The 23,258-nt window shown below is 42.4% G+C and carries 21 protein-coding genes; 13 read left to right on the top strand and 8 right to left on the bottom strand.

Annotated features, from left to right (window positions below; translation table 11 throughout):
• The first annotated feature begins 49 nt into the window (after positions 1–49).
• A complete protein-coding gene (locus VIM94_RS08840) occupies positions 50–1,375 on the top strand; it encodes an OmpP1/FadL family transporter (RefSeq protein WP_332038933.1) in 1,326 nt (441 codons plus the stop codon).
• A gap of 75 nt (positions 1,376–1,450) precedes the next feature.
• Here VIM94_RS08840 and VIM94_RS08835 read toward each other — a convergent pair whose 3' ends face one another.
• The 4 genes from VIM94_RS08835 to VIM94_RS08820 all read right to left on the bottom strand — a co-directional run bounded on the left by VIM94_RS08835 (position 1,451) and on the right by VIM94_RS08820 (position 7,104).
• The gene (locus tag VIM94_RS08835) at positions 1,451–2,692 is read right to left on the bottom strand and encodes an APC family permease (protein WP_332038932.1); all 1,242 of its coding nucleotides are present in this window, start codon (positions 2,690–2,692) and stop codon (positions 1,451–1,453) included.
• A 513-nt stretch (positions 2,693–3,205) separates the two neighbouring features.
• Positions 3,206–3,664, bottom strand: a complete 459-nt coding sequence (locus tag VIM94_RS08830) for a hypothetical protein (protein ID WP_332038931.1) — start codon at positions 3,662–3,664, stop codon at positions 3,206–3,208.
• 198 nt (positions 3,665–3,862) lie between these two features.
• Positions 3,863–6,421 carry an ABC transporter permease gene (locus VIM94_RS08825; RefSeq protein WP_332038930.1) on the bottom strand — a complete coding sequence of 853 codons (2,559 nt, stop codon included), beginning with the start codon at positions 6,419–6,421 and terminating at the stop codon, positions 3,863–3,865.
• A complete protein-coding gene (locus VIM94_RS08820) occupies positions 6,418–7,104 on the bottom strand; it encodes an ABC transporter ATP-binding protein (protein ID WP_332038929.1) in 687 nt (228 codons plus the stop codon). Before VIM94_RS08820 ends, VIM94_RS08825 begins: the two co-directional genes overlap by 4 nt.
• A gap of 69 nt (positions 7,105–7,173) precedes the next feature.
• Between VIM94_RS08820 and VIM94_RS08815 the strand changes: the two genes are divergently transcribed.
• Positions 7,174–7,863: an arylesterase gene (locus VIM94_RS08815; protein WP_332038928.1), complete on the top strand. Its 690-nt coding sequence runs from the start codon at positions 7,174–7,176 to the stop codon at positions 7,861–7,863.
• 12 nt (positions 7,864–7,875) lie between these two features.
• Here the strand turns inward: VIM94_RS08815 and VIM94_RS08810 are convergent, their stop codons facing one another.
• Positions 7,876–8,493 carry an SOS response-associated peptidase gene (locus VIM94_RS08810; protein ID WP_332038927.1) on the bottom strand — a complete coding sequence of 206 codons (618 nt, stop codon included), beginning with the start codon at positions 8,491–8,493 and terminating at the stop codon, positions 7,876–7,878.
• A gap of 119 nt (positions 8,494–8,612) precedes the next feature.
• Between VIM94_RS08810 and VIM94_RS08805 the strand changes: the two genes are divergently transcribed.
• The 10 genes from VIM94_RS08805 (at position 8,613) to VIM94_RS08760 (ending at position 18,525) form a co-directional block, all read left to right on the top strand.
• Positions 8,613–9,677: a transporter substrate-binding domain-containing protein gene (locus tag VIM94_RS08805; RefSeq protein WP_332038926.1), complete on the top strand. Its 1,065-nt coding sequence runs from the start codon at positions 8,613–8,615 to the stop codon at positions 9,675–9,677.
• Positions 9,678–9,984: 307 nt separating this feature from the next.
• Positions 9,985–11,190, top strand: coding sequence for a porin (locus VIM94_RS08800; RefSeq protein WP_332038925.1), 1,206 nt, complete (start codon positions 9,985–9,987; stop codon positions 11,188–11,190).
• Positions 11,191–11,203: 13 nt separating this feature from the next.
• Entirely contained in the window at positions 11,204–12,151 is a 948-nt protein-coding gene (locus VIM94_RS08795; protein ID WP_332038924.1) for a PstS family phosphate ABC transporter substrate-binding protein, read from the top strand.
• 66 nt (positions 12,152–12,217) lie between these two features.
• On the top strand, positions 12,218–13,096 hold the full coding sequence (gene pstC / locus VIM94_RS08790; RefSeq protein WP_332038923.1) for a phosphate ABC transporter permease subunit PstC: 879 nt from the start codon (positions 12,218–12,220) through the stop codon (positions 13,094–13,096).
• Positions 13,089–13,943, top strand: a complete 855-nt coding sequence (gene pstA, locus VIM94_RS08785) for a phosphate ABC transporter permease PstA (protein WP_332038922.1) — start codon at positions 13,089–13,091, stop codon at positions 13,941–13,943. Before pstC ends, pstA begins: the two co-directional genes overlap by 8 nt.
• Positions 13,944–14,744 (top strand): phosphate ABC transporter ATP-binding protein PstB, encoded by an 801-nt coding sequence (pstB, locus tag VIM94_RS08780; RefSeq protein ID WP_332038921.1) that lies wholly within the window; start codon positions 13,944–13,946, stop codon positions 14,742–14,744.
• 12 nt (positions 14,745–14,756) lie between these two features.
• Positions 14,757–15,440, top strand: coding sequence for a phosphate signaling complex protein PhoU (gene phoU / locus VIM94_RS08775; RefSeq protein WP_332038920.1), 684 nt, complete (start codon positions 14,757–14,759; stop codon positions 15,438–15,440).
• 245 nt (positions 15,441–15,685) lie between these two features.
• Positions 15,686–16,162 (top strand): DinB family protein, encoded by a 477-nt coding sequence (locus VIM94_RS08770; RefSeq protein ID WP_332038918.1) that lies wholly within the window; start codon positions 15,686–15,688, stop codon positions 16,160–16,162.
• A 287-nt stretch (positions 16,163–16,449) separates the two neighbouring features.
• Entirely contained in the window at positions 16,450–17,943 is a 1,494-nt protein-coding gene (locus VIM94_RS08765; protein ID WP_332038917.1) for an NAD(P)/FAD-dependent oxidoreductase, read from the top strand.
• Positions 17,944–18,015: 72 nt separating this feature from the next.
• Entirely contained in the window at positions 18,016–18,525 is a 510-nt protein-coding gene (locus VIM94_RS08760; RefSeq protein ID WP_332038916.1) for a gamma carbonic anhydrase family protein, read from the top strand.
• 108 nt (positions 18,526–18,633) lie between these two features.
• On the opposite strand, the gene VIM94_RS08755 is transcribed toward VIM94_RS08760, so the two are convergent.
• Entirely contained in the window at positions 18,634–20,112 is a 1,479-nt protein-coding gene (locus tag VIM94_RS08755) for a S41 family peptidase (RefSeq protein ID WP_332038915.1), read from the bottom strand.
• Between the two features lie 393 nt (positions 20,113–20,505).
• On the bottom strand, positions 20,506–21,048 hold the full coding sequence (locus VIM94_RS08750; protein WP_332038914.1) for a hemerythrin domain-containing protein: 543 nt from the start codon (positions 21,046–21,048) through the stop codon (positions 20,506–20,508).
• A gap of 242 nt (positions 21,049–21,290) precedes the next feature.
• Between VIM94_RS08750 and VIM94_RS08745 the strand changes: the two genes are divergently transcribed.
• Entirely contained in the window at positions 21,291–21,755 is a 465-nt protein-coding gene (locus tag VIM94_RS08745) for a DinB family protein (RefSeq protein ID WP_332038913.1), read from the top strand.
• A 157-nt stretch (positions 21,756–21,912) separates the two neighbouring features.
• Here the strand turns inward: VIM94_RS08745 and VIM94_RS08740 are convergent, their stop codons facing one another.
• The gene (locus VIM94_RS08740) at positions 21,913–22,914 is read right to left on the bottom strand and encodes a lipoate--protein ligase (RefSeq protein ID WP_332038912.1); all 1,002 of its coding nucleotides are present in this window, start codon (positions 22,912–22,914) and stop codon (positions 21,913–21,915) included.
• Between the last annotated feature and the right edge of the window lie 344 nt (positions 22,915–23,258).

Below are 23,258 nucleotides of genomic sequence, written 5' to 3'. Positions count from 1 at the left end.
ACTTTTCGGTTATTTTTTATAATCCTCTTATCACCTAACTTTATCAACTATGTTAAAAAAAATTATCAATCTTAGCTTTTTATTGTTTTCGGCCGTAGCCTTTTCTCAGGCCGGACACATAATGCAAGGAATGGGCGCTGTAAACATGTCTATGGGTGGTGCCGCAACAGGGCAGCCTCTAGATATTTCAGGAGCCCTACACTGGAACCCTGCTGCAATTTCCACCTTTGACGAAAAAACTATAAAATTTGATTTGGGCTTATTCTTTTCGTCTCCTGAACTTTATTCTACCGTGCCTGAGTTTGATGAAACAGGCCAACCCACCGGGAACTTCTACAGCGGGTATACCGAGGATGATCGTGGTGCCTCTCCAATGCCGGCTCTGGCTATGGTGTGGGGTAAGGAAGACAGCAAGCATACTTTTGGTGCTTTCCTCTTCGGAATTTCGGGCTTTGGAGTAGACTTTCCTGAAAATATGAGTAACCCTATTAGTATGCCTCAGAATATGGGAGGTTTCGGGCATATCGAATCAGATTATATGTTGCTGCAGGGAGGAATCGCTTATGCTTATGAGCTCTCTGATAAATTTTCTATCGGGATAAATCCAACTATTAACTATTCAGCTCTTGAACTTTTACCAAACCCAACAGCTAATCCAAGTATGACGGCTGGTTATCCTGGAACCGATAAGGCTTCGGCTATAGGCTTTGGCGGGCAGGTAGGTGTTTTTTATGATTCACAAATGGGCTTTAAAGCAGGAGCGTCTTACAAGACTAACCAATACTTCAGTGATTTTGAATTTGAAAATACCTATCTGGATAATTCTACTTCAACCAGTGAATTTAGGATGGATTATCCTGCTATTCTTTCGCTTGGTGTAGGCTATTCTGCAGGTGATTTCGATCTGGCTCTGGATTACCGTATGGTAGATTATGAAAACACCGATGGTTTTTCTGAAACCGGATGGACTCAAAATGCTTCAGTTAGAGGCTTTGGCTGGGAAAATATGGATGTGATCTCTGCTGGAATTCAGTATAAAGGAATAAATAAACTGCCATTACGTGTGGGTTACACCTATAGTTCAAACCCTATTCCGGAAGAAATCGCATTCTTCAATATTCCGGCTACGGCGATTATTAAAAATGCATACCAATTTGGTTTAAGCTATGAGCTTGGCGAAAGCTTTATTCTGGATGCCGTTTATCACCACGGAGCCAGCGATGGCCAAACTTCAGGTCCATTGCTTAACCCAATGTTTGCACAAAATTATCCTCCTAATGGAGCTATCCCCGGAAGTGAAGTGGCTTATGAAATGACCACCGACCTGGTGATGTTCGGAATTAGTTATAAATTCAACGCTAAAGCTCAGCAATAGCATGCGGGTGTAGTAATGAATTTAATTTTACTTTGCCAGAAGGCTCAGACAGATTTTCTGTCTGAGCCTTTCTTTTTATAATTTGCCCTGTACCAGGTTGTAAATATTGAACCCAAGGAGGATCAACAGACTTACCAGGGCCAGTATTGTTGGAACGGGAATATTTTTAATGTTTAAAGGAATAAAGAAATAGGGCTTTTCTTCCTGGCTGTCTTTGTTTTTTCTACGGAAATTGATCAGGGCGATATTCACCATCCCAAATACTATGAAGATAAATATGTTACTTATACTGGCCACGGTTTTAAGGTTTCCTATCAACCCAAAGGCCATGGTCACTAAGGCCACGGCGAAAATGGCATAATTGGGCGCATTACCAATACCTGAGATGGTGGTGAATTTCTTTAGCCAGTTAATATCACTATCCCGGGCTACATCATAAAGAAGGCGGGAAGTCCCCAGAATATTGCTCAATATGGTTTTGCTGGTCGCAAACAAGGCCACAAATACAAGAATAGTAGCTCCAACATTTCCCAGTTTTGTTTCGATTACCGCTGCCAGGGGACCGCTTGATCCTGCGAGTTCCTGCCAGTCCATTACACTTACAGCGCTTATCGCGATGAGTACATAGATTACAAGTACGCTAAGTCCGCTTATTATTACCGCCAGGGGCATGTTTTTTTTTGGAGATTTGGTTTCCTCAGCCATCTTCACCAGATCTTCAAAACCTACGTAGCTAAAGAAAATTAGGGCGCCACCTGCTATAATTCCAATCCAGCCTTTCTCAGGGGTCTCCAGGAGATTTTTACTGCCAAAATCGGGAAGGGAAACCCCTATAACTAAGGCTAGCCCCAGAAGCGTAACTATCGTCGCAAAGCTATTGTAATAAGAACTGTATTTTGAACCTATGATATTGAAAAAGGCCATAAGCAGTATGATCCCTATCACAGAAATACTTGCAGGGAGGTCGAGTAATCTTCCCAGGTATTCCGCAAAGCTTATTGCTATAGCTCCGGCAGCGACTACTCCCGTAAAGCTCATAAATATAGACATGAAGAGGGCGGTTTTATGTCCCAGCCCTTGCTTTATGTATTCAAAGCTTCCTCCTGCATCCGGAAATCGGCTAACGAATTCGGCATAGCTTAAGCCTGTAAGTAGGGCTACCAGGGCAGCGATCACGAAACTTAACCATAACATATTCCCACCAAGATCGGCGGCCTGTCCTATGATGGCATAGATTCCCGCACCTACAACTCCGCCTACACCAAACATGAGGACATCCCAAAGTCCCAGTGACCTTTCTAATTTTTTTTCACTCATTTCCGAAATTTGCTTTCAAATCTTTTTAAAATTTGGCTATGAAACAATGAAGTCTTCTACTTTAACAAAATTTAAATTCTCAGTCTCCTCATATCAATGTATAAAAGGAAGGAAAGATTACCCGGGCTTAGTTGAGCCTCAGGAATCTATTTCTGAAATAATTAGCTTTTTCCATTTCTTTCTGAATCATCACGTAAAATTATCATCGCAAAATGGCGTGAAATTCCGCCTATATTTGTCAAGGAGATTAAGATTTTCTTAACATTTAGTTTCAAGTAAGAATGATTAACGTACTCCTGGACTTTAAAATTGGGGTGTAAAAAGGCTCAATTTATTGTATAAACATTTTGTACGGGATCATCTTACCAGCCAGCCTTATTTATTTTTGGTTATTCTTCTTTTATAGATAGGCTTCTTTTTTTGGTTATTCCTGGATTAGAATCATTTTTTGCTAACCAAACCCCATGAAAAAAGGGAGAAAATTTCTCCCTTTCATCCATTTATTTCAGGATTTTAATCGTTTTCCATATCCTCCATTCTCTCTTTTACCATGGCTTGAAGCGCACTGTCCCGTTCCATCATTCTTGTCATGTGCTGCACCATTCTCTGGCGCTTGGCTTCCGTTAATTGCATAGTGGTATCCTGTTCCATCATGGTCATCATATTCATTCGCATGGAATCCATCATTTCAGGATTATTTTTCATCATGTTTTGCATTTGCTGGCGGCCGTACATATTACGCATCATAGGTCGGTTCTGCCGCATCATATTCATCGAACCTCGGTTTTCTCTCATTTCTGCCATAAACTCATTGAAGAGCTCCTGATCATTTAAGATTTGTTGATAAACTTCTTCCCGCTGTTCTTCATTTTCAGCCAGGTCTACGCTGCGGTCGTTATCGCAGGAAGTAAATAAAGCCAACATTAATAACATACTGAGGGCTGTGCTTAGTTTTGCTTTTAAATTTTTCATAATACTCATTTTTGGTTGTTTAATTTTTTATTGTTTCTTCTGAAAGATCATGCAAAATGTTCCTTCAAATTCTATTGATATAGCATAAACAATTGATACCAATGAAGATACAAAGTATTACTGAACTAATGAAAAGCCTTAGGTTTTTGTTAACTTTCCTGTATTATATCTGAAACACTATTTTTGTTCTTCCGGAAGTTATCTCACTTCTTTACGTAATACTTCAAGCGGCGGTTTGTTGATCACGCCTGTACTATTCACCAAGCCTATGGAAACAACCAACAAGACAATCCCAGGGAAAAGTATGAGAAAAGGTACCATAGAAGGAATAAAGCTGGATTCGAAAACCAGCCATGCCAGTAACTGACTGCTGATAAGCGATAGTAGTATTCCCGACAGGCTTCCTAAAACGCCCAGGTAGATGTATTCCAGAGCAGCGATCTTCAGGATCTGCTGGCTTTTTGCTCCAAGTGTCCTTAATAAAACGCTTTCCCTTATGCGCTGGTATTTACTGGTTCTTACCGCCCCAATCAATACGATTATTCCGGTGAGTATACTGAAGAAAGCCATAAAATTGATGATCCAGGAGATCTTGTTTAATAAAGTTTCGATAACACCCAGTACCTGCCTGAGGTCTATAATGGTAATATTCGGGAATTTCTGGACCAGTTGCTGCTGTAGTTTAGCAGATGAACTTTCATCGGCAAGCTTAGTGGTGATCACCCTGAATTGTGGTGCTTCCTCCAACACGCCTGTGGGGAAAACTATAGAGAAATTTGGCTGCATCCTGCTCCAGTCTACATTTCTCACGCTGCCCACCCGGGTATTGAGCAAAACTCCCTGGACATTAAAAGTTACCTGATCGCCCAGGCCTACTTTTGCATCTTCAGCAAAATTGTTGCTAACACTTATAGGGATATCTCCTTGATGATCTGTTGCTGGTTTCCATTCACCTTGCTCAATAAATTCTGAAGAAATAAGAGAATCGCGGTAAGTGGTCCTGAACTCGTGATTTAATACCCATCGGTTAACTTCGGAAGTTGTGTCCTGCCTTATTTCATTAACCGATTTGCCTTTTATACGCTGTACTCTCATGGTAACAATAGGAATATTATCAAGCAATGGAGCTTTGTTGTCTGTTATGGTGCCTGCAACCGCTTCCTGTTGTTCCGATTGCACATCCAGTAAGATCATATTAGGGCTGTCGGCCTCTGCTTCCAGAGACGCCTGGGCGAGCAGCAGGTCTTTGCTGAAATAAAGGGTGCTGATGAGAAAGCTTCCTACCCCAATGGCCAGGATGAGGATCAAGGTCTGGTTTTGTGGTCTGAACAGGTTTAGTAAACTCTGTCTTGCCGGGAATCCCCATGAATGAGGAAAATATTTTCTAATGGCTTTCATAAATATAGCTGCCACTCCCGCCAAAATAGAGAAGCTTACTAAAATTCCGCCTACAAAGGCAAGAGAATACCGCCAGTCCCCGAGCAGCCAGAAAGAAAAAAGAAATATGAAAATTAAAATACCCAGGGAAACCAACAGTATCGCCTTGCGTGATCTCGAAGTTTCTTCCTCCTGGACGCGAAGTGCCTGCAGTGGGGAGATATAGAGTGTACCCATTAAAGGATAAAGCGCAAACAACACCGACATGAAGATTCCCAGCAGGACTCCCATAAGCAGTGCTTGTGGTACAAGGTTTACCTGAACATCTACCGGCAATAAATCCTGTAAAAAGAGAGGAAACAATTGCTGTAAAAGCAGTCCTAATCCTGTTCCTGCGATTCCGCCCAAAAGACCCATAAAGGCCACCTGTATCAGGAAGATCAGGAAGCTTTGCCTGCGGGTTGCCCCCAGGCATTTCAACACAGCCACAGCCCTAAGTTTTTCTTTGATATAGATGTTTATCGCGCTGGCAATTCCTACACATCCCAGTAACAGGGCTATAAAAGCAACCAGGTTTAGGAACTTTCCAAAGTTCTCATAGCGCCTTCCCAGCCTGTCACTTGTAGAGGTATGTGTGTCCAGGTCGGCGTTCTCCAGGTCCAGTACCGGACCCAGCTCTTCATCCAATTTCTCAAGGTCAGTTTTCGGATCAGCTTTAAAATAAAACTCATAATCTATCCGGCTGCCGGTTTGTATCAGTCCTGTTTCTTCAATATACTTATATGGAATAACCACCGGGGGGGCAACCGAACTGAAAATTGCCGTACTACCCGGAACGGAGTGTAGCGCGCCCGCTACAGGTAAACGCAGCTCGCCAATTTTTATAGTGTCTCCGGCTTCAATATCCAGCTGAATCATTAAGGTGGCATCCATCAGGGCCGCTCCCTTTTCTTTATAATCCTGTGCCGCCGAAACCGGGCTCGTTTCCAAAACCCCGTAAAAAGGGAAGTTTCCCTCAATTCCTCTAACCTGCATCAACCTGGTAGCACCACTTCTTTCAAAAGCTACCATCGAAGCAAATTTGATCTCTTTTCCATCGGCTCCGCCCAGAGAATCCATGATCTCTGTTACCCGCTCATTCGGCGGGTTGTTGGTGTCTATCTTGAAATCGGCACCCATCAGGGCCTTGGATTGCAACTGAATATTATCCTTAAGGTTTTCTCCAAACGACTGGATGCTTACCACCGCCGCAATCCCGAGTACAATGGAAGCCATAAACAGGGTGAGCTTGCGGCCGCTGGCCTTCCCATCCCGCCAGGCCATCTTTAAAAGCCAGCCGATGTTCGCTATTCTGAAATTATTATCTTGTGATTCCTTCATGATGCCGAAGTCTCTTTAGAGATTATTCTTCCGCCTTTTAACCTTAGAATTCGTTGTGTTTTCTGAGCGAGTTCCAGGTCGTGGGTTACAATCACCAGTGTGGTGCCGGCCTCTTTATTCAATTCAAAAAGAAGCTTCACTACCTTTTCTCCGGTTACGGCATCCAGGTTCCCGGTAGGTTCATCGGCAAACAAAATGGAAGGTCTTGTAGAGAAGGCCCGTGCCAGGGCGACCCGTTGTTGCTCTCCACCCGAAAGTTGGGAGGGATAATGATCCATTCGGTCTTTTAATCCAACTTTTTCCAGTAGCTCCTTTCCGGTTTTTATGGCATCTTTCGCTCCCTGTAATTCTAAGGGAACAGCTACATTTTCCAATGCCGTAAGGGTTGGCAATAACTGAAAATCCTGGAAAACAAAACCAACGCGGCGGTTTCGCAAAACGGCCCGTTCATCTTCACTTAAATCTCCAAGGTCTGTCCCGCAAAGTTCGATTCTGCCAGAATCTGCCTGGTCCAGCCCCGCGCATAAACCGAGCAAAGTAGTCTTACCGCTGCCCGAAGGTCCAACGATGGCAAAGCTTTCCCGTTCTTCAACATCAAAGCTGATGTCCTGCAGAACCTTTAATCTTTTTGATCCGCTGGAATAGCTTTTCTCCAGCTGGTGTACGTTTAATATCTTTGCCATCTTAGGTCGTATTATTTTTAATCTGATCGCACAAAATAAAGAAATGATTTCGATTATAATTCCGCTGTTATGAGAAACATCCCTATTCTAACGTTTTTTTTATGCTTTTTACTCCTGGCCTCCTGCGGGGATTCCGCGAATAAAGAAGAGAAAAAAGCTGTTGAAGAAACTGTTGAAACCGATCTTCCGCAGGAAAATGTAGAAGAAAAAACCATCCTTTTCTTCGGCACCAGCCTCACCGCAGGTTTGGGCCTGGAGCCGGAACAGGCTTACCCGGCCCTGATTCAGCAGAAACTGGATTCTCTGGGGCTTGATTATGAAGTTGTTAACGCCGGATTAAGTGGGGAGACTACAGCCAGCGGCAAGAACAGGGTCAACTGGGTGCTTAACCAAAACGTTGATATCTTTGTATTGGAACTTGGTGCTAACGATGGCCTACGGGGTGTGCCCCTGGAAGAAACCCGAAAAAACCTACGGGAGATCATAGAGATAGTACGCGAAGAGAACCCAGATATCAGGATTATTCTTGCTGGTATGCAGATCCCGCCAAATATGGGATCGGAGTATACCTCTGAATTCAAAAATATCTTTCCCGAATTGGCGGAAGAATACAAGCTGGAACTAATTCCATTTATTCTGGAAGATGTTGCCGGAAATCCCGCTCTCAACCAGCAGGATGGAATTCACCCTACCGCTAAGGGCCAGAAAATTATGGCTGAAAATGTTTGGGAAGTTCTGGAGACTGAATTACCCGAATAAGTCTGGCTGCTTCTAAATAGCTTTTGCATTTAGCTTCACTTCATAGGGGAAAGCAAATCCTGATACTTCCCAACTACTAAGCCAGGCCTGCCTATCTTCTTTTTTTAAGATTACAGGCATTCGTTTTTTATTATTGTGAATTTCACTCATCAGTTCATTGGCTTCAGTGGTTACGATAGCGTAGGAGTTAACCAGGGAATTGGTTTTTGGATTGGTCCAGCTGGAATAGATCCCGGCAAAAGCAAAGAGCTCCTGCTCCTGTGGGGTAATTAAAAACTTCTGTTTTTCTTTGCCTTTCGGGTCTTTCCACTGCCACTCATAATATCCGTTCGCGATTATCAGGCACCTGTTTTCTACGGAGTTTCTAAAAGCCGGTTTTTCGGTTAAACTCTCGATGCGGGCGTTAAGGGTCATCTTCCTGATCTTTTCATCCCTGGCCCAGAATGGAATCAGGCCCCAGTTATACATTTCGATCTCTCCCAGGTTTTCATCCGTTACCACCGGTGTTTTCATAAAACTAAAAGCATTGATTTCCTCCATAGGCTTATAAGTTTCAGGCTCGATGAATCTCGCGTCAAAACTCTGCTCTATTTCACTCAATTTCACATTTAGTTTCGTACGGTAGCACATTTTATTTTTTATTTAAGTTACAATTTATTCCTGATCCATGCATAACAACCGGATAAAGCCTGTTAAGGCCGAAGTACAAAATATTTTTCCTTATTTTGGTAAAAATCTAACTCCCTGTTATGTTCAAATATCTGAAATTCTTTCTTTCTATTACCTTACTTATTTCCGCAGAGACATATGCTCAGGACACTTTAGCTTCCAAAACCGACAAATTATTAATAGGCTTAACTGAAACTCCTCCTTTTGTAGTAAAAGATAATGGGGGATATTCCGGCCTCAGTATTTCATCCTGGAAGCTTGTCAATGATGAGCTTGGAGCCGACTATGAGTTCAAGGCCTATCCTTCTTTGGTGGCATTGCTGGATGCAGTTGAAAAAGGAGAGGTGGATTTCAGTATTAACCCTGTTACAGTTACCGATTTGCGTATGCAGCGAATGGATTTTTCGCAGCCCTATTTTATTTCTTTCACTGGAGTTGCTAAAAAGAGTGAAACCATGATATGGTCTTATCTGGCTAATCTTTTCAGTTGGAATTTTATAAAAGGTATCCTGATTCTCCTGGGAGTGATTCTTCTTTTTGGTTTTCTGGTTTGGATCTTTGAGCACAAGAAGAATAAAGAGGAGTTTGGTCCGGGGGCCCGAGGCATTCTCCAGGGCTTCTGGTGGTCGGCGGTCACCATGACCACTGTAGGCTATGGAGATAAAGCCCCCAGGACTTTCGGTGGAAGATTCATAGGCTTTATTTGGATGTTTATGGCTATAGTGATGATATCGGGGCTTACGGCAGGAATCGCTTCTTCTCTAACCGTACAGAGTATTTCTGATGAGATTAACTCGGTAGAAGATCTCAAGCGCTTTGATGTGGTTACCGTAACCGGTTCCAGTGCCCTGGAATTACTCGATCAATATGCTGTTAAAACCGAAGAGGTTGCTGACGAAAGACAGGGGATTCAGGATATTTTAGACGAGAAATCAAGTCTTTTTGTATACGATCAACCAATTCTTAAATACGAGATAGAGCGTAGAAACCTGGGGGACGAACTTGAAGTGCTGCAACAAACGCTCAAAAGAGATTATTACGGCTATAGTTTCCCTAAGAATTCTCCCTTGCTTAAAAAAATAGATCCAATTCTGGTAGGCACCCTAAAAACCATGGAGTGGAACAAGCTCCTGGAAGATTATTAAATAGTTTTTTTAAAAAAAAATCAGAATCCTGAAACCTGGACACAGGACTCTGTATCCTTAAAATTAAAATTTAGATAACCTTTGCTTTACACACTATTGAAGGATTTGGAGCATATTTGTGTTTCTGATATGCATTCAGGGTTTCATACCATCTTTGTTTTTGTCGATTAAGATGTATGCAGGTTGCCTCGGCCGGGCAACCTTTTTTTAATTTTAGCAGCATATTTTTTACTAAACCATAATTTGCACTTAACTTAGGCTTAACATGAGTGTCGGTTATTTGCAGTGACAAAAACAAAGAAAAATTATGGAAATAAGAAAAGGCCTCACGACCTTAACAATTGTTTTACTGGCATCATTTAATATGCATTCACAAGACCTTTCAGAAAACACCTTCGGGAAAGGCCTTATTAATATTGTGGCAAAAGACAGCTCTTATAGTTTGAACTTTGCTGCGAGATTTCAGTCACTATATACTTCTGAATGGGAATTTCCTCATTACGAGGATTTCGAAACCGGAGAATCTAATTTAATGATTAGACGTTCCAGGTTAAAATTCGGTGGATTCGCCTTTACTCCTAAACTTGAATATAAGATAGAAATAGGGCTGTCCAACCGTGATATTTCGGGTGGGTCTAAATACACAGGAAATACTCCGCGTTATATTCTTGATGCGGTACTTAAATGGAACTTTTATGAGAATTTTGAACTCTGGGCCGGTCAAACCAAGCTTCCGGGGAACCGTGAGAGGGTGATCTCTTCGGGGAACCTGGAGACGGTAGACCGTTCCCTGGTGAACAGCCGTTTTAATGTAGACAGGGAAATGGGAGTGCAACTACACCATTTTATCGACCTTGGTAACGATTTTATTATTAAGGAAGCTCTGGCCTTTTCCCAGGGGGAAGGTAGAAATGTGACCACAGGAAATGAAGGTGGATTCCAGTATACCGGAAGGTTGGAAGCCCTGCCTTTTGGAAATTTTGATGACTACAAAGGAGCTGATCTTAAAAGAGAACCTGAGCCTAAACTTGGAGTGGGAGTGGCCTATGACTACAATAACGATGCGGTTAGAACCAGGTCTAACTCCGGAGCTTATATGGAAACCGATGCCGGTCTTTTTGAAACCGATATCAAAACTTTATTCCTGGACGCTATGTTTAAATACCGTGGCTGGTCTGTTATGGCCGAGTATGCCAAGCGTACTGCCGACGAACCTGAAGCGGTGAATTCTGATGGCTCCCCAACAGGAGATGTAGTGAATGTTGGAGAAGGTTTTAACCTGCAAACCGGGTATGTTTTTAAGAATAATTTTCAGCTTACCGGGCGATATACCAGCCTTGATAAAGCTGCTGGGATAAGCGGTCTTGGAATTCAGGACCAGTACACTCTTGGGCTTTCAAAATATATTGTTGGCCATAAGCTAAAAGTTCAGACCGACCTTAGCCTCAATAATTATGAGGATGATATTGACAATAGTTTAATGTTTAGATTTCAAATTGATTTTCACTTTTAATAACTAAGAAACAATGAAAAAAATTCTATTTACAAGCGCAATGGCATTCCTGATGTTTGCTTGCGGAAACAATAAAAAAGACGACAGTAGTTCTGGCATCTCTATCGATGGTTCAAGCACAGTTTATCCTGTAACTGAAGCGATAGCCGAAGAATATAGAAACGAAGATCCAAAAGTTCAGGTAACCATAGGGGTTTCAGGAACCGGAGGAGGATTTCAGAAATTTGGCCGGGGTGATGTTGATATCGCTAACGCATCCAGATCTATTAAAGAAGATGAAAAAGCCATAGCCGAAGAGAACGATATTAACTTTATTGAACTTGAGGTAGCTTATGATGGGCTTGCAGTGATCGCTCACCCTGAAAATGACTGGTTAGACTGTATCACCGTAGAAGAACTTAGAACGATATGGGAACCAGCAGCCCAGGGGAAAATTAAACGTTGGAACCAGATCAGGTCTGAATGGCCCGATGAGGAAATCCACCTATATGGTCCCGGAGTAGCCTCTGGTACTTTCGATTACTTTACTGAAGCTATCAACGGAAAAAGCGGGAGCAGCCGTGGAGACTATACCGCCAGTGAAGATGATAATGTTTTGGTACAAGGAGTTGCAGGTGATAAGTATGGACTTGGTTTCTTTGGTCTGGCTTATTACGGTGAAAACAGCGAAAAACTTAAGTTAGTTGGTGTAGATGGGGGAGAAGGTTGCGTTGAGCCTACTTCAGAAACCGTTAGCAACGGATCTTACGCGCCGCTTTCAAGACCTCTTTTCGTTTATGTGAATAGTTCTTCTGTTAAGAACAATCCTAAGGTGATAGACTTTATGGAGTTTTATCTTGAGGAAGTATCTTCTTTATTGAAAGATGTGGGTTATGTTCCTTTAACAGAGGAGGAATATAAAAGAGAAAGAAAGAAATTTGCTGATTTTGTTGAGCAAAATAAGGCAGAAAAGGCAGAATAATATAATCTTTAAGGAAATTACCGGGTCCTTCTTTTAGGGTCCGGAATTTTCATATAATATTTTTCTATGCGGAAATTTAAAGAGGTCTTTATTGAAAAGAGCCTGCTCACCAGCGCGCTGATTACCATCCTGATTACCGTAGGTATTATCCTGGTTCTCTCGTTGGAAGCGGTGAATTTCTTCAGGGAAGTCTCTATTATCGATTTCCTTACCGATTCGCAATGGACCCCATTGTTCACCGACAAGCATTTTGGAATTATGCCCCTGCTTTCCGGTACTTTGCTTACCTCCTTTATTGCGATCGCCTTTGCTGTACCTATTGGACTTAGTATAAGTATTTACATAAGTGAATATGCACCCCGAAGCTTCAGGAAATCAATAAAACCGGCCCTTGAATTGCTTGCCGCGGTTCCAACCGTTGTTTATGGTTTTTTCGCCTTAACGGTGGTAACTCCTTTTCTGCAGAGTTTTATTCCCGGTCTTTCGGGTTTTAACTCCCTTTCAGCAGGTTTGGTAATGGGTATCATGATTATTCCCTTTGTCTCTTCGCTGAGTGAGGACGCTTTGCACGCTGTTCCAAATTCCTTGCGGGAAGCGGCCTACGGAATGGGCTCAACAAAACTTCAGAATTCATTCAGGGTTTTGGTGCCTGCAGCATCATCAGGGATAATTGTATCGGTGATCCTGGCTATTTCCAGGGCGATTGGAGAAACCATGATCGTGGCCATAGCTGCGGGGCAACAACCCCGATTAACGATGGACCCAACTGTACCGGTAGAAACCATCACTGCCTACATTGTTCAGGTGAGCCTGGGAGATGTGGAACACGGTAGCCTGGAGTACAGAACTATTTTTGCGGCAGGGATTACCTTGTTTATTTTTACATTCCTGCTGAATACCTTTAGCTATAAGATCAGGAAAAAATTCAGGGAAAAATATGAATAATATAAAAACCAACCGACTCAAAGACCAGCTCTTTAAGATCTGGGGAATTGCCTGTACTCTCTTAGGACTGGTTTTACTTGCTATCTTTATAGGATCTATTCTCATAGATGGTTTGCAAAGAATTGACTGGGATTTTATTACCAGCCTGCCTTCACGTAAGGCAGAAAGAGCTGGAATCTATACCGCCCTTATGGGGAGTGTATGGGTCCTGGTATTAACTACCATTATCGCACTGCCATTGGGAATAGCTGCTGCGATCTATCTTGAAGAATACGCTAAAAAAGATAAGCTTTCGTCCCTGCTAGAGGTAAATATATCTAACCTTGCCGGGGTGCCCTCCATAATTTATGGTTTGCTGGGGCTTGAGATTTTTGTTCGCATAGCCGAAATGGGCTCCAGTGTGCTGGCCGGAAGTTTTACCCTGGCTTTGCTCATCCTGCCCATTGTGATTGTCTCTACCAGAGAGGCGATAAAAGCAGTGCCCCAGTCGGTGAGAGATGCTTCTTTTGCCCTGGGAGCTTCAAAATGGCAAACTGTGGCCCGGCAATTGTTGCCGGCCTCCTTTGGAGGGATACTAACCGGGGTTATTCTGGCGCTTTCCAGAGCGGTTGGAGAAACCGCTCCGCTAATCGTTATTGGAGCCCTTACCTATGTGCCTTTTGCTCCGGAATCGGCCATGGATGAATTCTCGGTTTTGCCTATTCAGATCTTTAACTGGATTTCAAGACCACAAGAGGGATTTGAGGTGAATGCCGCTGCAGCGATTATTATTTTATTATTAATAACTTTCCTGATGAATGGAATTGCTGTTTTCTTCAGAAATAAATGGCAGAAAAAATTAGGATAAATGACGCAACAAGTGAACGATAATATTGTAGATAAATCTATTAAACGAGTGCATAAACTGGAAGCCAAAGGTGTGAAGGTCTTTTACGACGATTTTGCCGCCATTAAAGGCATAGATATGCAGATTAAGGCCAATAAGGTTACCGCTTTTATCGGTCCTTCCGGTTGTGGGAAATCTACCTTTCTCAGGCTTTTTAACAGGATGAACGATTATGTAGATGGCTTCAGGATGGAAGGTGAAATTCTGATAGACGGCGAGAACATCTATAAAAAGAAAGTGAACGTAGAGCAACTTCGGAAGCAGGTAGGAATGGTTTTTCAAAAACCTAATCCTTTTCCGAAGTCTATTTATGAGAATGTAGCCTATGGCCTGAAGATACAGGGGATAAAAGATAAAAAGTTCCTGAAAGAAAAAGTGGTGGAGTCCCTGAAACAGGTGGCTCTTTGGGATGAGGTAAAAGACGATCTCAACAAATCGGCGATGGCCCTTTCCGGTGGACAGCAGCAACGGCTTTGTATTGCCCGTGCCCTTGCGGTAGAACCTTCTATTATTTTAATGGATGAACCTACTTCAGCACTCGACCCGCTTTCAACATCAAAGATCGAGGAACTCATCTACGAGCTTAAGCAGAAATATACCATTGTGATTGTAACACACAATATGCAACAGGCCGGTAGGATTAGCGATTATACCGCGTTTTTCTATCTTGGGGAACTAATAGAGTATGATAAATCAAAAAAACTCTTTACAAATCCCGAAAAACAACAAACAGAGAATTATATTACAGGTAGATTCGGATAAAAATCACGCATTATGATAAGTTTAGATCAACATAAAGAAGCCTTAAATCAGTCGGGGCTTGAAATGCTTCATCTTTGTTACAAACAACTTGAAAACGCCAGGGATGCCTTTTTCGCTCACGACAGCGAATTGGCAGAAGAGGTTGTTCATACCGAAAACCGGGTAAACGCCCTGGATCTTAGAATAGACAGGGACTGTGAGCGCTTCATCGCTCTCCATAATCCGGTGGCCAGCGACCTGAGGTTTGCCCTGGCCCTGAGAAAGATCAATTTCGATCTGGAAAGGGTAGGTGACCATGCCTATGGGATCTCTAAATATATTGTGGAACTCGATACCCCAATAGATAAAAAACTATTGGAAAAAATGCGGGTGGAGGAGATGTTTGAAGCTGCGCTTTCCATGCTTGAAGATATCACTGACTCCTATGAGGAAGTAGATACCAAGATGGCCAGAAAGGTCTTTAAAAAGGACAAAACCCTTAATAAGATCAATATGGATTCCTTCGGAATTATTTCTGAAGAAGTGCAAAAAGAACCTAAGCTTATCAACCAGTATCTGCTGCTGTTTTCTGTGATTAAAAAACTGGAACGCATCGGGGACCTTATCACCAATATCGCTGAAGAGATCATTTTTTACAGCGAAGCCGAGGTGATGAAACACCGTAAGAAGAAAAAAGTAAGACGCAGTAAAGACTAAATCTGATTTTTTTCAGAATTGATTTATATAAAAAACCGATGGGCCTTACTGTCGGTTTTTTTTGTTTCGGTAGGAGATTGATTTTCCTATCAGGCCGGAGGAATTCCAAGACATCCCTGGAGCAGGTTTCATAGCAGAATGCACCTAATAATAACCCTGACTCCTGTTTTTCCGAATGACAAATATCATTTTAAACTAGTCTTAGTTTTTCTACTTTGTAAAGGTATAAATCAAAAAGAGATATTATGGAGTGCAATGCAAATGCGAACCAACTGGCCGAATTTTCCTGGGAGATTAGGGATAAGAGCCTGGATATACTCGAAAACCTTCCAGAAGGCTTTGAGAATTGGCGACTTAATAATAACGCGATGAGCTTTGCACATATCGCGAAACACCTGGTTAGGATAGATGAACGCTTTCTGGAGATGCTACAAACCGGAAACAAAACCTTTAAATGGCATATGGGCTCCGAGGAGCCGCATTACCGTATAGAAAAAGCCGAATTTGAAGATATAAAAGAACGTCTTAAAACCCTTCAGAAGAAACGCCACGCTGTTATTCAGGCAATGGATGAGAAAACCCTGAATGAGAAGGTTAGCGGTGAACTTGGTAAACAAAGCAATATCTGGTGGTTTATCATGGAAAAACTTCTCGAACACGAAATCTACCACCGCGGACAATTAGGAGCCTATCTTAAGATAATTCAGGGGGAACAGGAATAAATTAACCCCCCGAAAATTACATTCCTTCACTTCAATTTATTCTGAGCTATGACTTAAAATACAGGGATTTGATATAAAGAATGACCTCATTTTTTGTGCTTATTCCCTGGTTTAAAACATAGCCTAAAAATTCGATTTTTTTAAATAATTGTAATTCAATATCTTAGACTAACGTCCTTGTTGGTTTCGATTTGAATATTTACCCCCATTTTATCGATCCCTTTTCTCTAATTCTTAGACCTGCTTATTTCTGTTTATAATTTAGAATAACCAATCTTAATAAAATTATGATACCAAAAGATGCAAGACAGATTAGTAGAAAAGAATTTCTTGAACAATTTAGCCTTGGCTTAGGCGCCATGGGTGCCGGTATGTTTTTTTCGGTTCCACTTATGGCAGGAACTAAGTTGCCCGCAACCAATAACCCCAAAGATATTCTTATCCTTGGGGCAGGTTTGGCAGGGCTGGCTGCTGCCTGGGAACTAGATAAAGCCGGGCATAGAATAAGAGTTCTTGAAGCCCGCGACCGTCCCGGTGGCCGGGTTTCTACCCTTCGGGAAGCTTTTCCGAAGGGCCTTTATGCTGAAGAAGGTGCCGTGGGATTTTCCTCAAATTATACCCAGGCTCTTAAATATATAGAAGAACTGGGCCTGGAGCGTATTCCTTTTCCTATGCCTGAAAAGGCAGTGGTCTATCATTTCAATGGAAAAAGACTGGAAGCTAAACCCGGGGAAACAGTGGACTGGCCTTACGATCTTAGCGAAGATGAGAAAAATATGGATCTGATGGGCTTGGTTTTTAAATATATCATGGAACCTCTTCCCAAAGAAAATAAGAACCCTGAAGCCTGGGATCAACCGCCACTTATAAACCTCGATAAGATCTCACTCTATGATTATATGAAGCGGCAGGGTGCCAGTGATGGTGCTATCAGACTGGTACAGAATACGCAGTGGTTCGCTACAGAACCCAAAGAAACCTCCGGACTTTCCATGGCGGTTTCTGATTTCGGACTCTTCATGAGCGGGAGTTCTTTTTTCCTGTTGAAAGGAGGCAATGATAAACTGCCTACTGCGATGGCAAAACAGCTTGGCGACAAGGTCAAATATAACAGTAAGGTAACCAGGCTTCGCGAATCAGGGGATACGACTTTTGTTGAGGTGAAAAACAATACAGGCAATACAGAATATCAGGCTGATTATGTAATTTGCACTATCCCGGCTGCAGTGCTTGCAGGCATTCCTTTTGAACCGGCTTTACCAGGCCTTAAAGCAGAAGCTTTACAAGAATTACCGGTACTTGAGGTGACCCGTAGCTTTTTCCAGACCGATAAAGCCTTCTGGCTTGAGAAGGATCTGTCGGGCGCTGCTTTCACTGATCTTCCGGTGAAACAAATCACTCCTTATACCATGCCTAAAAACCCTGCTGGAAACCCGGGGATCCTGGAGAGCTATGCGATGGGAAAAGGAGCAAAAGCTCTCGGAAAATTAAAAAAACAGGAACTGGAAAATAAACTCCTGCCCGAAATGAAAAAGCTCTTCCCTAAAATTACCGAACATCATAAAGATACTTATGTGAAAGCCTGGGGAGAAGATCCTTTTGCCCTGGGTGGACCCAGCTTTCCCGCTCCGGGAGATGTGCGTAAATATCTAAAGGCGCTGCAAAAACCTCATGGCCGTTTCCATTTTGCTGGGGAGTATACCAGTATTCTGCGTAGTACCATGGAAGGTGCGCTTCGCTCGGGGGTAGAAGCGGCAAAAGCGATCAATGAGTTAAGTTGAATTAATTCCCGGTGATGGTAATGCGCAGCTGTTCCTGCGCAAAAATTACTAACTTTCCCGCAAAAACAGATTATGCCGCTTATTTTGCCAGTAAAAGAAAAGAGCCCTGCATTTGGGAAAGATTGCTTCCTCGCTGAAAACGCTACTATTGTTGGGGATGTGGTTATGGGGGATCAATGTTCAGTGTGGTTCAATGCCGTGATTCGTGGAGATGTAAACGCGATCAGGATAGGGAACAGTAGTAATATTCAGGATGGGGCCATAGTCCATTGTACTTATGAAAAGGCTGCGACTACAATTGGGAATAATGTTTCAGTGGGGCATAAGGCTATCGTTCATGGCTGTGAAGTGAAGGATAATGCCCTTATCGGGATGGGTGCTATTGTGATGGACAAAGCTGTGGTAGGGGAGAACTGCATTATCGCTGCCGGTGCCGTGGTTCTGGAGAATACCATGTGCGAACCCGGACATATCTACGCCGGAACTCCTGCCCGAAAGATTAAAAAACTGAGTGAAGAACAGGTGAAAAACCTGGCAAAAACAGCCGGGAATTATATCATGTACAGTAGCTGGTTTAAATAAGTTTATCTTGTTCGGAAACCTTGTGGGATCCGGAAATCATTTCAACAAAAAAAAGGGAAGCCTTCTTACGAGCAGTTCCCTTTTTATTTATCTGAATTGTTCGGTTATTCAATTCATTAATTCCGGCAGAGATTCAATATACATACGTTGGTAGTTGATATCATTCATACCGCTTTCCCCTATGGTCTTAAATTTCTCAGCAGCCTTTCTTTCTTCTACCGAACCTTTTAGCGGGGCTTTTCCGAAGATATGATTCAGGGCATTTGCCAGCAAGGCTTCCTTCGGATCTCCTAATTCGCCTAAGTTCCCGGGGTTTTCAACATATTCAATATCGGGCTTAAGCCCATTGATATAATCGGTTTTTCCATTGGCATTAGCCGATTTAAATACCAGCGGTTGCATGGCGTAAGTATGATTTTTGTTGGCATTGGACCTGCCAAAGTCGGGGCTGTCATAAAGGGTTACAGAAGCCTGGAATTTTCCGGTGGTTTGGTCTCCTACCTGAACCACATCGATATAGGGTTCCAGGCCGTTGATGATTAATTCACTTGCCGAGGCCGTGCTTCGGGAAGTGAGCACATAAACTCTTGAAAGATTCAGGCTGTTGATGGCTTCCCCTGTCCTGATTTTGGTATCAAAACGATTAAGCAAACGCTCGGGATCGTTGGCTTCGAAACTTTCCTGATACTTTTTGTTCCATTGTTCCTTCAGAAAGATCTCTCCTTCGAATTGCCCGGTGATCATACTGGCCAGGTCAATTGCCGACTGTACGGAACCTCCACCGTTATAACGCAGGTCCAGTATCAGCTCATCAACGGCTCCAGTTTTAAATTCAGCAAAAGCAGCATTGAGTTGCGTGTCGAAATTTCCTGTAAAGCTATTATACATCAGGTAAGCGATATTTTTGCCCCCTATATTCAGCACTTTGTTTTTATGCACCGGGTTTTCGGTATACTCAGTCCTTGAAAGCTGAACGGTTTTATCACTCAGGATAAGTTTGCCGTCTTCAATTTTACCGATATTGATCTCCATGGTATTTGCTTCCAGCAGGGAGCTATAATTATTCACAGTAAGTGCCTGGCCATTTACTTCTGTAAAGATCATTCCACGCTCGAGATTTTCGGTATCGGCAGAGGTTCCCGGTATTACATAACGAATATAACCAAAGACATTATTGGAATTGCTAATCCTGCCAAGACCAAAATCCATTCCGGCAGTACTACTGCTCACTCCGTCAAACCTCTCCTCCAGAGCCTTGTAATCATCGGTGATAAAACTAAACCTGTCCTGGGAGTAGGTGAGAGCGTCAAAAAGATTTTCAGGATCATTAAAGCCTGCGAGGTAATCATCTCTTTCAGCCTTTGAGGCGAAATAGTTATTGGCAAGGCTTGGCACCTGTTCTTTATAGAGATAAATATCGTTCATCCCCCGGTAGACGAATTGTTCTACCTCAAGCTCAGTGGAAGCCTGGGTACCTGTCTCTTCCCTGGTTTCGGCGAGGCTATTGATAAGTTCTTCCTCTTCTTTTTCGCAGGAAATTAAAAATATACTTAAAAAACTAAATAGTAAACTTATTTGAAATCTCATTAATTGGGTTTAAAGTTGAAATAAAAAATAGAAATTGAAGATTGCTTAAAATCTATTTTCAGCCTGATAATTGCAGGAATTATGCCAGAGTATGCTGGTAATGAGTCTTTAAGATTTGTTGAGCCGGGCCAGTCTTATTTTATATTCTGAAAAATGCTAACGGAACCTTACTTCAGTGCCGATATAAAAGCGCCGGAAATTCCTACAAAATATGAGCCTCATCATATTTCACATTGACATTCTACCTTAATTTAGCTCCTGCCTGGAATACGGTCAGAATATCGGTTGGTCCACCAGGCGGTCCAGCCACACAGGTTACTTTTTTGGTTAATAGTAATTATACTTTTATAAGAACAGGAGGACTGCACCTCCTGTTCTTTTTTTGTCCCAATCTCAGAGACTTTTCTTTCTGAGTTCCAAATAATCTCCTATTAACAGGACGGCAGGAAATAAGATATCTTCTTCCAGTTCAGCATGTTTTTCGAGTTCTTCTTCATAACCTGAAAGTTCGGGATGGTTCTCGCTTCGGGCAGCAGCCATCATTTTTCCCAGAAAATGTTCGATCATTTGATGTTCTGCGAGTATTGCCTCCCTGTTTTCTCTGAATTTTTGTGTAAGTAAAATGATTTTCCCGCTCTCTTCCGGCAGTTCGCCCTTTGCCAGTAACGGAAGGATTCCTAAAGGAGGCAATACATAATCTTCTTCCTCCCTAAAATGGAATTCCATCACTTCATATAGCTCCCTTGCGGTTATCCCTGTGCTATCCTCATAAGCCGTGATCGGTTTCAGTTTATCTAGAAAATAATTGTGGTCCTTTAGGATTTGAGCAGGTACTTCAGGTTTCACTTCAAAGCGCGGGAGTTTGGTTTCTTCCTTCTTTCCACAACTATTCAGCAATAAAAGACTTAGGATGATGTATAGAAAGGGCTTCATCATTTTTTTTAAAAGGTAGAAAGCCTGAAGCCGAATTGAAATGATAAAAATCAATATAATTTTCTCCCGGCCTTATTTTTTCTTAACCGAAACGTCCACGCCCTGCAACTGTTTCGGGTGCAAATACGGGGTCAAAACTGAGGACAGTATAAGCTAAAAGTTACCTTGCCAAAGGCTATTGGAAACCTAAAGACTAACAAAGTAAATTCGTAAATTAGAGTACTGAATTGTCAAGAAGAAAACTCATGAAAAGCAAAACCGAAACCTTACTGGAACTATGGTTGGAAGCCCGTACCCGGTTTTCTAACTTACTGAATGATCTCAGCGCTGATGATCTGAAAAAAAGCCTGGGAGCTTCCCCGAATTCCGTGGGCTTTCTTATCCGGCACATCGGTGATGTGGAACTGCTTTTCGCCAAAAATGTTTTTGGAGATTCGGGGGTGAGGGTGGTAGCTAAAACAGTGATCGCTCAAAAAGATACCGGGGAGTGGACCAACCCGGAAGAACTGAAAGCCTATGTGGCTGAATCCCTGGAGAAATTAAAAGCTATTGTAGAAAAACAAAGCGATGAAGATTGGGAAACAGAGATCAGCACCAAAGAATTCGGCACTAAAACCAAAGCTGAAGCCTTCGGCAGGATTATCTCCCACACCACCTACCACGCCGGACAATTGGCCATCATTAAAAAATACGGAGAAGTCCGGAATTAAAAAGAGCCAGGCAAATTTACGTTATCTCTGGCTTGACGCGGGAGCTCATCACAAAGGGAAAACATTGAATGCTAAACCCTAAACCCTCAGGCAAAAGCCTCAATGGGTAAGCGAATTAACCCACAACAGAGAACTCCAAACTTCTAAAGACTAACGACTAATCATCCTCTTCATAAACCAATTCTATAAATTCAAGATGCGGAATCTCTCCAAAATATTCTTTTAATTCAATATCCTTCAGTAGATCATAAATATCCTCCTTTTCATAGCGGGCACCAACTAACAGACTTTCCAGCTTTTCTACGGGTTCTTTTCCGAAGAAGTCGCCAAAAATCCTGAAATCCTTAATATGGCCTTTTTCCACGAAGATCCGCAAATCGACTTCTCCCACAGCAAAGCGTTTGCTGCGCTGTATGTTGAACTTTGGGGAACGTCCGTAATTCCATTCCCAGGTATCGTATTTCTCTTCTTTTAAACGATGTACGGCTTCCCATTCTTCAGGGCTGAGGTAGTAACGCTCAAAATCCTCGCTCTCCTCATACAGGCCCTTTAAAAGCCGACTCCGGAAATCTTCGATCTTCATCGGTTCCTCTAAAAAATCCTGGATATTCGCCACCCGGCTGCGAACCGATTTATGGCCTTTAGACTGGATCTTACTCATTTTCACATTCAGGGCATTGGCCACTTCCCCCAACTCGGTGTCGAGCAAGAGGGTGCCATGGCTTATCATGCGTTTTCCGGTGGAGAACTGGGCCGTACCTGAGATCTTCTTTTCCTCTACCTGTATATCGTTACGGCCTTTAAGTTCAGCATCAAGGCCCATACTCTTTAAAACCTTGATTACGGGTGCAGTGAACTTTTTAAAGTTGTTCAGGCTCTTGACGTCGTGGTTGGTGATAAAGCTGAAATTGAGATTCCCGAAGTCGTGGTACACAGCGCCGCCACCTGAGACCCTTCTCACTACCTGGATATCTTTTTCATCCACATAGCCCTGGTTGATCTCTTCCAGGGTGTTTTGGTTCCGGCCAATGATGATGGAAGGCGCGTTGATATAAAAAAGTAAATAATCGGTATCGGCACTAAAATTTCTTAAAGCATATTCTTCTAATGCCAAATTCAGTCTCGGATTGTTAACTCCTTCGTTCTCGATGAAGATCATTGCATTTGGGTTTTACGCAAATATAATTAATTCGGAAGCAGCCGCCGGGGAACATCCAAAGGAAAAAACAGTTTCTAAACTTTAATAAGTCTTGTGAATTGCTTTCAGAATTGTATTTTTAATTAGGATTCACAGGTTTGGTGTATTCAGAGCGCAGGTATTCTATGTTGTGAATTGCTTTCAGAATTGTATTTTTAATTAGGATTCACAGGGAGAGCAGGGAAGCTTTATTAGAAGTCTACGTTGTGAATTGCTTTCAGAATTGTATTTTTAATTAGGATTCACAGGTAGTGCCATCTATACTTGTTTTTGCCCATAGTTGTGAATTGCTTTCAGAATTGTAT

The sequence above is a fragment of the Salegentibacter sp. genome (genome assembly GCF_036568425.1).
GTDB lineage: Bacteria > Bacteroidota > Bacteroidia > Flavobacteriales > Flavobacteriaceae > Salegentibacter.
This window is presented reverse-complemented; position numbering and strand designations above follow the sequence as displayed.

What these genes read in the sequence shown, in the direction of transcription:
- VIM94_RS08760 (WP_332038916.1), top strand. Translation starts at nt 18,016, where the DNA reads ATGCCGCTTATTTTGCCAGTAAAAGAAAAGAGCCCTGCATTTGGGAAA.
- VIM94_RS08795 (WP_332038924.1), top strand. Translation starts at nt 11,204, where the DNA reads ATGAAAAAAATTCTATTTACAAGCGCAATGGCATTCCTGATGTTTGCT.
- VIM94_RS08745 (WP_332038913.1), top strand. Translation starts at nt 21,291, where the DNA reads ATGAAAAGCAAAACCGAAACCTTACTGGAACTATGGTTGGAAGCCCGT.
- VIM94_RS08800 (WP_332038925.1), top strand. Translation starts at nt 9,985, where the DNA reads ATGGAAATAAGAAAAGGCCTCACGACCTTAACAATTGTTTTACTGGCA.
- VIM94_RS08810 (WP_332038927.1), bottom strand. Translation starts at nt 8,493, where the DNA reads ATGTGCTACCGTACGAAACTAAATGTGAAATTGAGTGAAATAGAGCAG.
- pstB (WP_332038921.1), top strand. Translation starts at nt 13,944, where the DNA reads ATGACGCAACAAGTGAACGATAATATTGTAGATAAATCTATTAAACGA.
- VIM94_RS08835 (WP_332038932.1), bottom strand. Translation starts at nt 2,692, where the DNA reads ATGAGTGAAAAAAAATTAGAAAGGTCACTGGGACTTTGGGATGTCCTC.
- VIM94_RS08805 (WP_332038926.1), top strand. Translation starts at nt 8,613, where the DNA reads ATGTTCAAATATCTGAAATTCTTTCTTTCTATTACCTTACTTATTTCC.
- VIM94_RS08830 (WP_332038931.1), bottom strand. Translation starts at nt 3,664, where the DNA reads ATGAAAAATTTAAAAGCAAAACTAAGCACAGCCCTCAGTATGTTATTA.
- VIM94_RS08755 (WP_332038915.1), bottom strand. Translation starts at nt 20,112, where the DNA reads ATGAGATTTCAAATAAGTTTACTATTTAGTTTTTTAAGTATATTTTTA.
- VIM94_RS08815 (WP_332038928.1), top strand. Translation starts at nt 7,174, where the DNA reads ATGAGAAACATCCCTATTCTAACGTTTTTTTTATGCTTTTTACTCCTG.
- VIM94_RS08820 (WP_332038929.1), bottom strand. Translation starts at nt 7,104, where the DNA reads ATGGCAAAGATATTAAACGTACACCAGCTGGAGAAAAGCTATTCCAGC.
- VIM94_RS08840 (WP_332038933.1), top strand. Translation starts at nt 50, where the DNA reads ATGTTAAAAAAAATTATCAATCTTAGCTTTTTATTGTTTTCGGCCGTA.
- pstC (WP_332038923.1), top strand. Translation starts at nt 12,218, where the DNA reads ATGCGGAAATTTAAAGAGGTCTTTATTGAAAAGAGCCTGCTCACCAGC.
- VIM94_RS08825 (WP_332038930.1), bottom strand. Translation starts at nt 6,421, where the DNA reads ATGAAGGAATCACAAGATAATAATTTCAGAATAGCGAACATCGGCTGG.
- VIM94_RS08770 (WP_332038918.1), top strand. Translation starts at nt 15,686, where the DNA reads ATGGAGTGCAATGCAAATGCGAACCAACTGGCCGAATTTTCCTGGGAG.
- pstA (WP_332038922.1), top strand. Translation starts at nt 13,089, where the DNA reads ATGAATAATATAAAAACCAACCGACTCAAAGACCAGCTCTTTAAGATC.
- VIM94_RS08750 (WP_332038914.1), bottom strand. Translation starts at nt 21,048, where the DNA reads ATGATGAAGCCCTTTCTATACATCATCCTAAGTCTTTTATTGCTGAAT.
- phoU (WP_332038920.1), top strand. Translation starts at nt 14,757, where the DNA reads ATGATAAGTTTAGATCAACATAAAGAAGCCTTAAATCAGTCGGGGCTT.
- VIM94_RS08765 (WP_332038917.1), top strand. Translation starts at nt 16,450, where the DNA reads ATGATACCAAAAGATGCAAGACAGATTAGTAGAAAAGAATTTCTTGAA.
- VIM94_RS08740 (WP_332038912.1), bottom strand. Translation starts at nt 22,914, where the DNA reads ATGATCTTCATCGAGAACGAAGGAGTTAACAATCCGAGACTGAATTTG.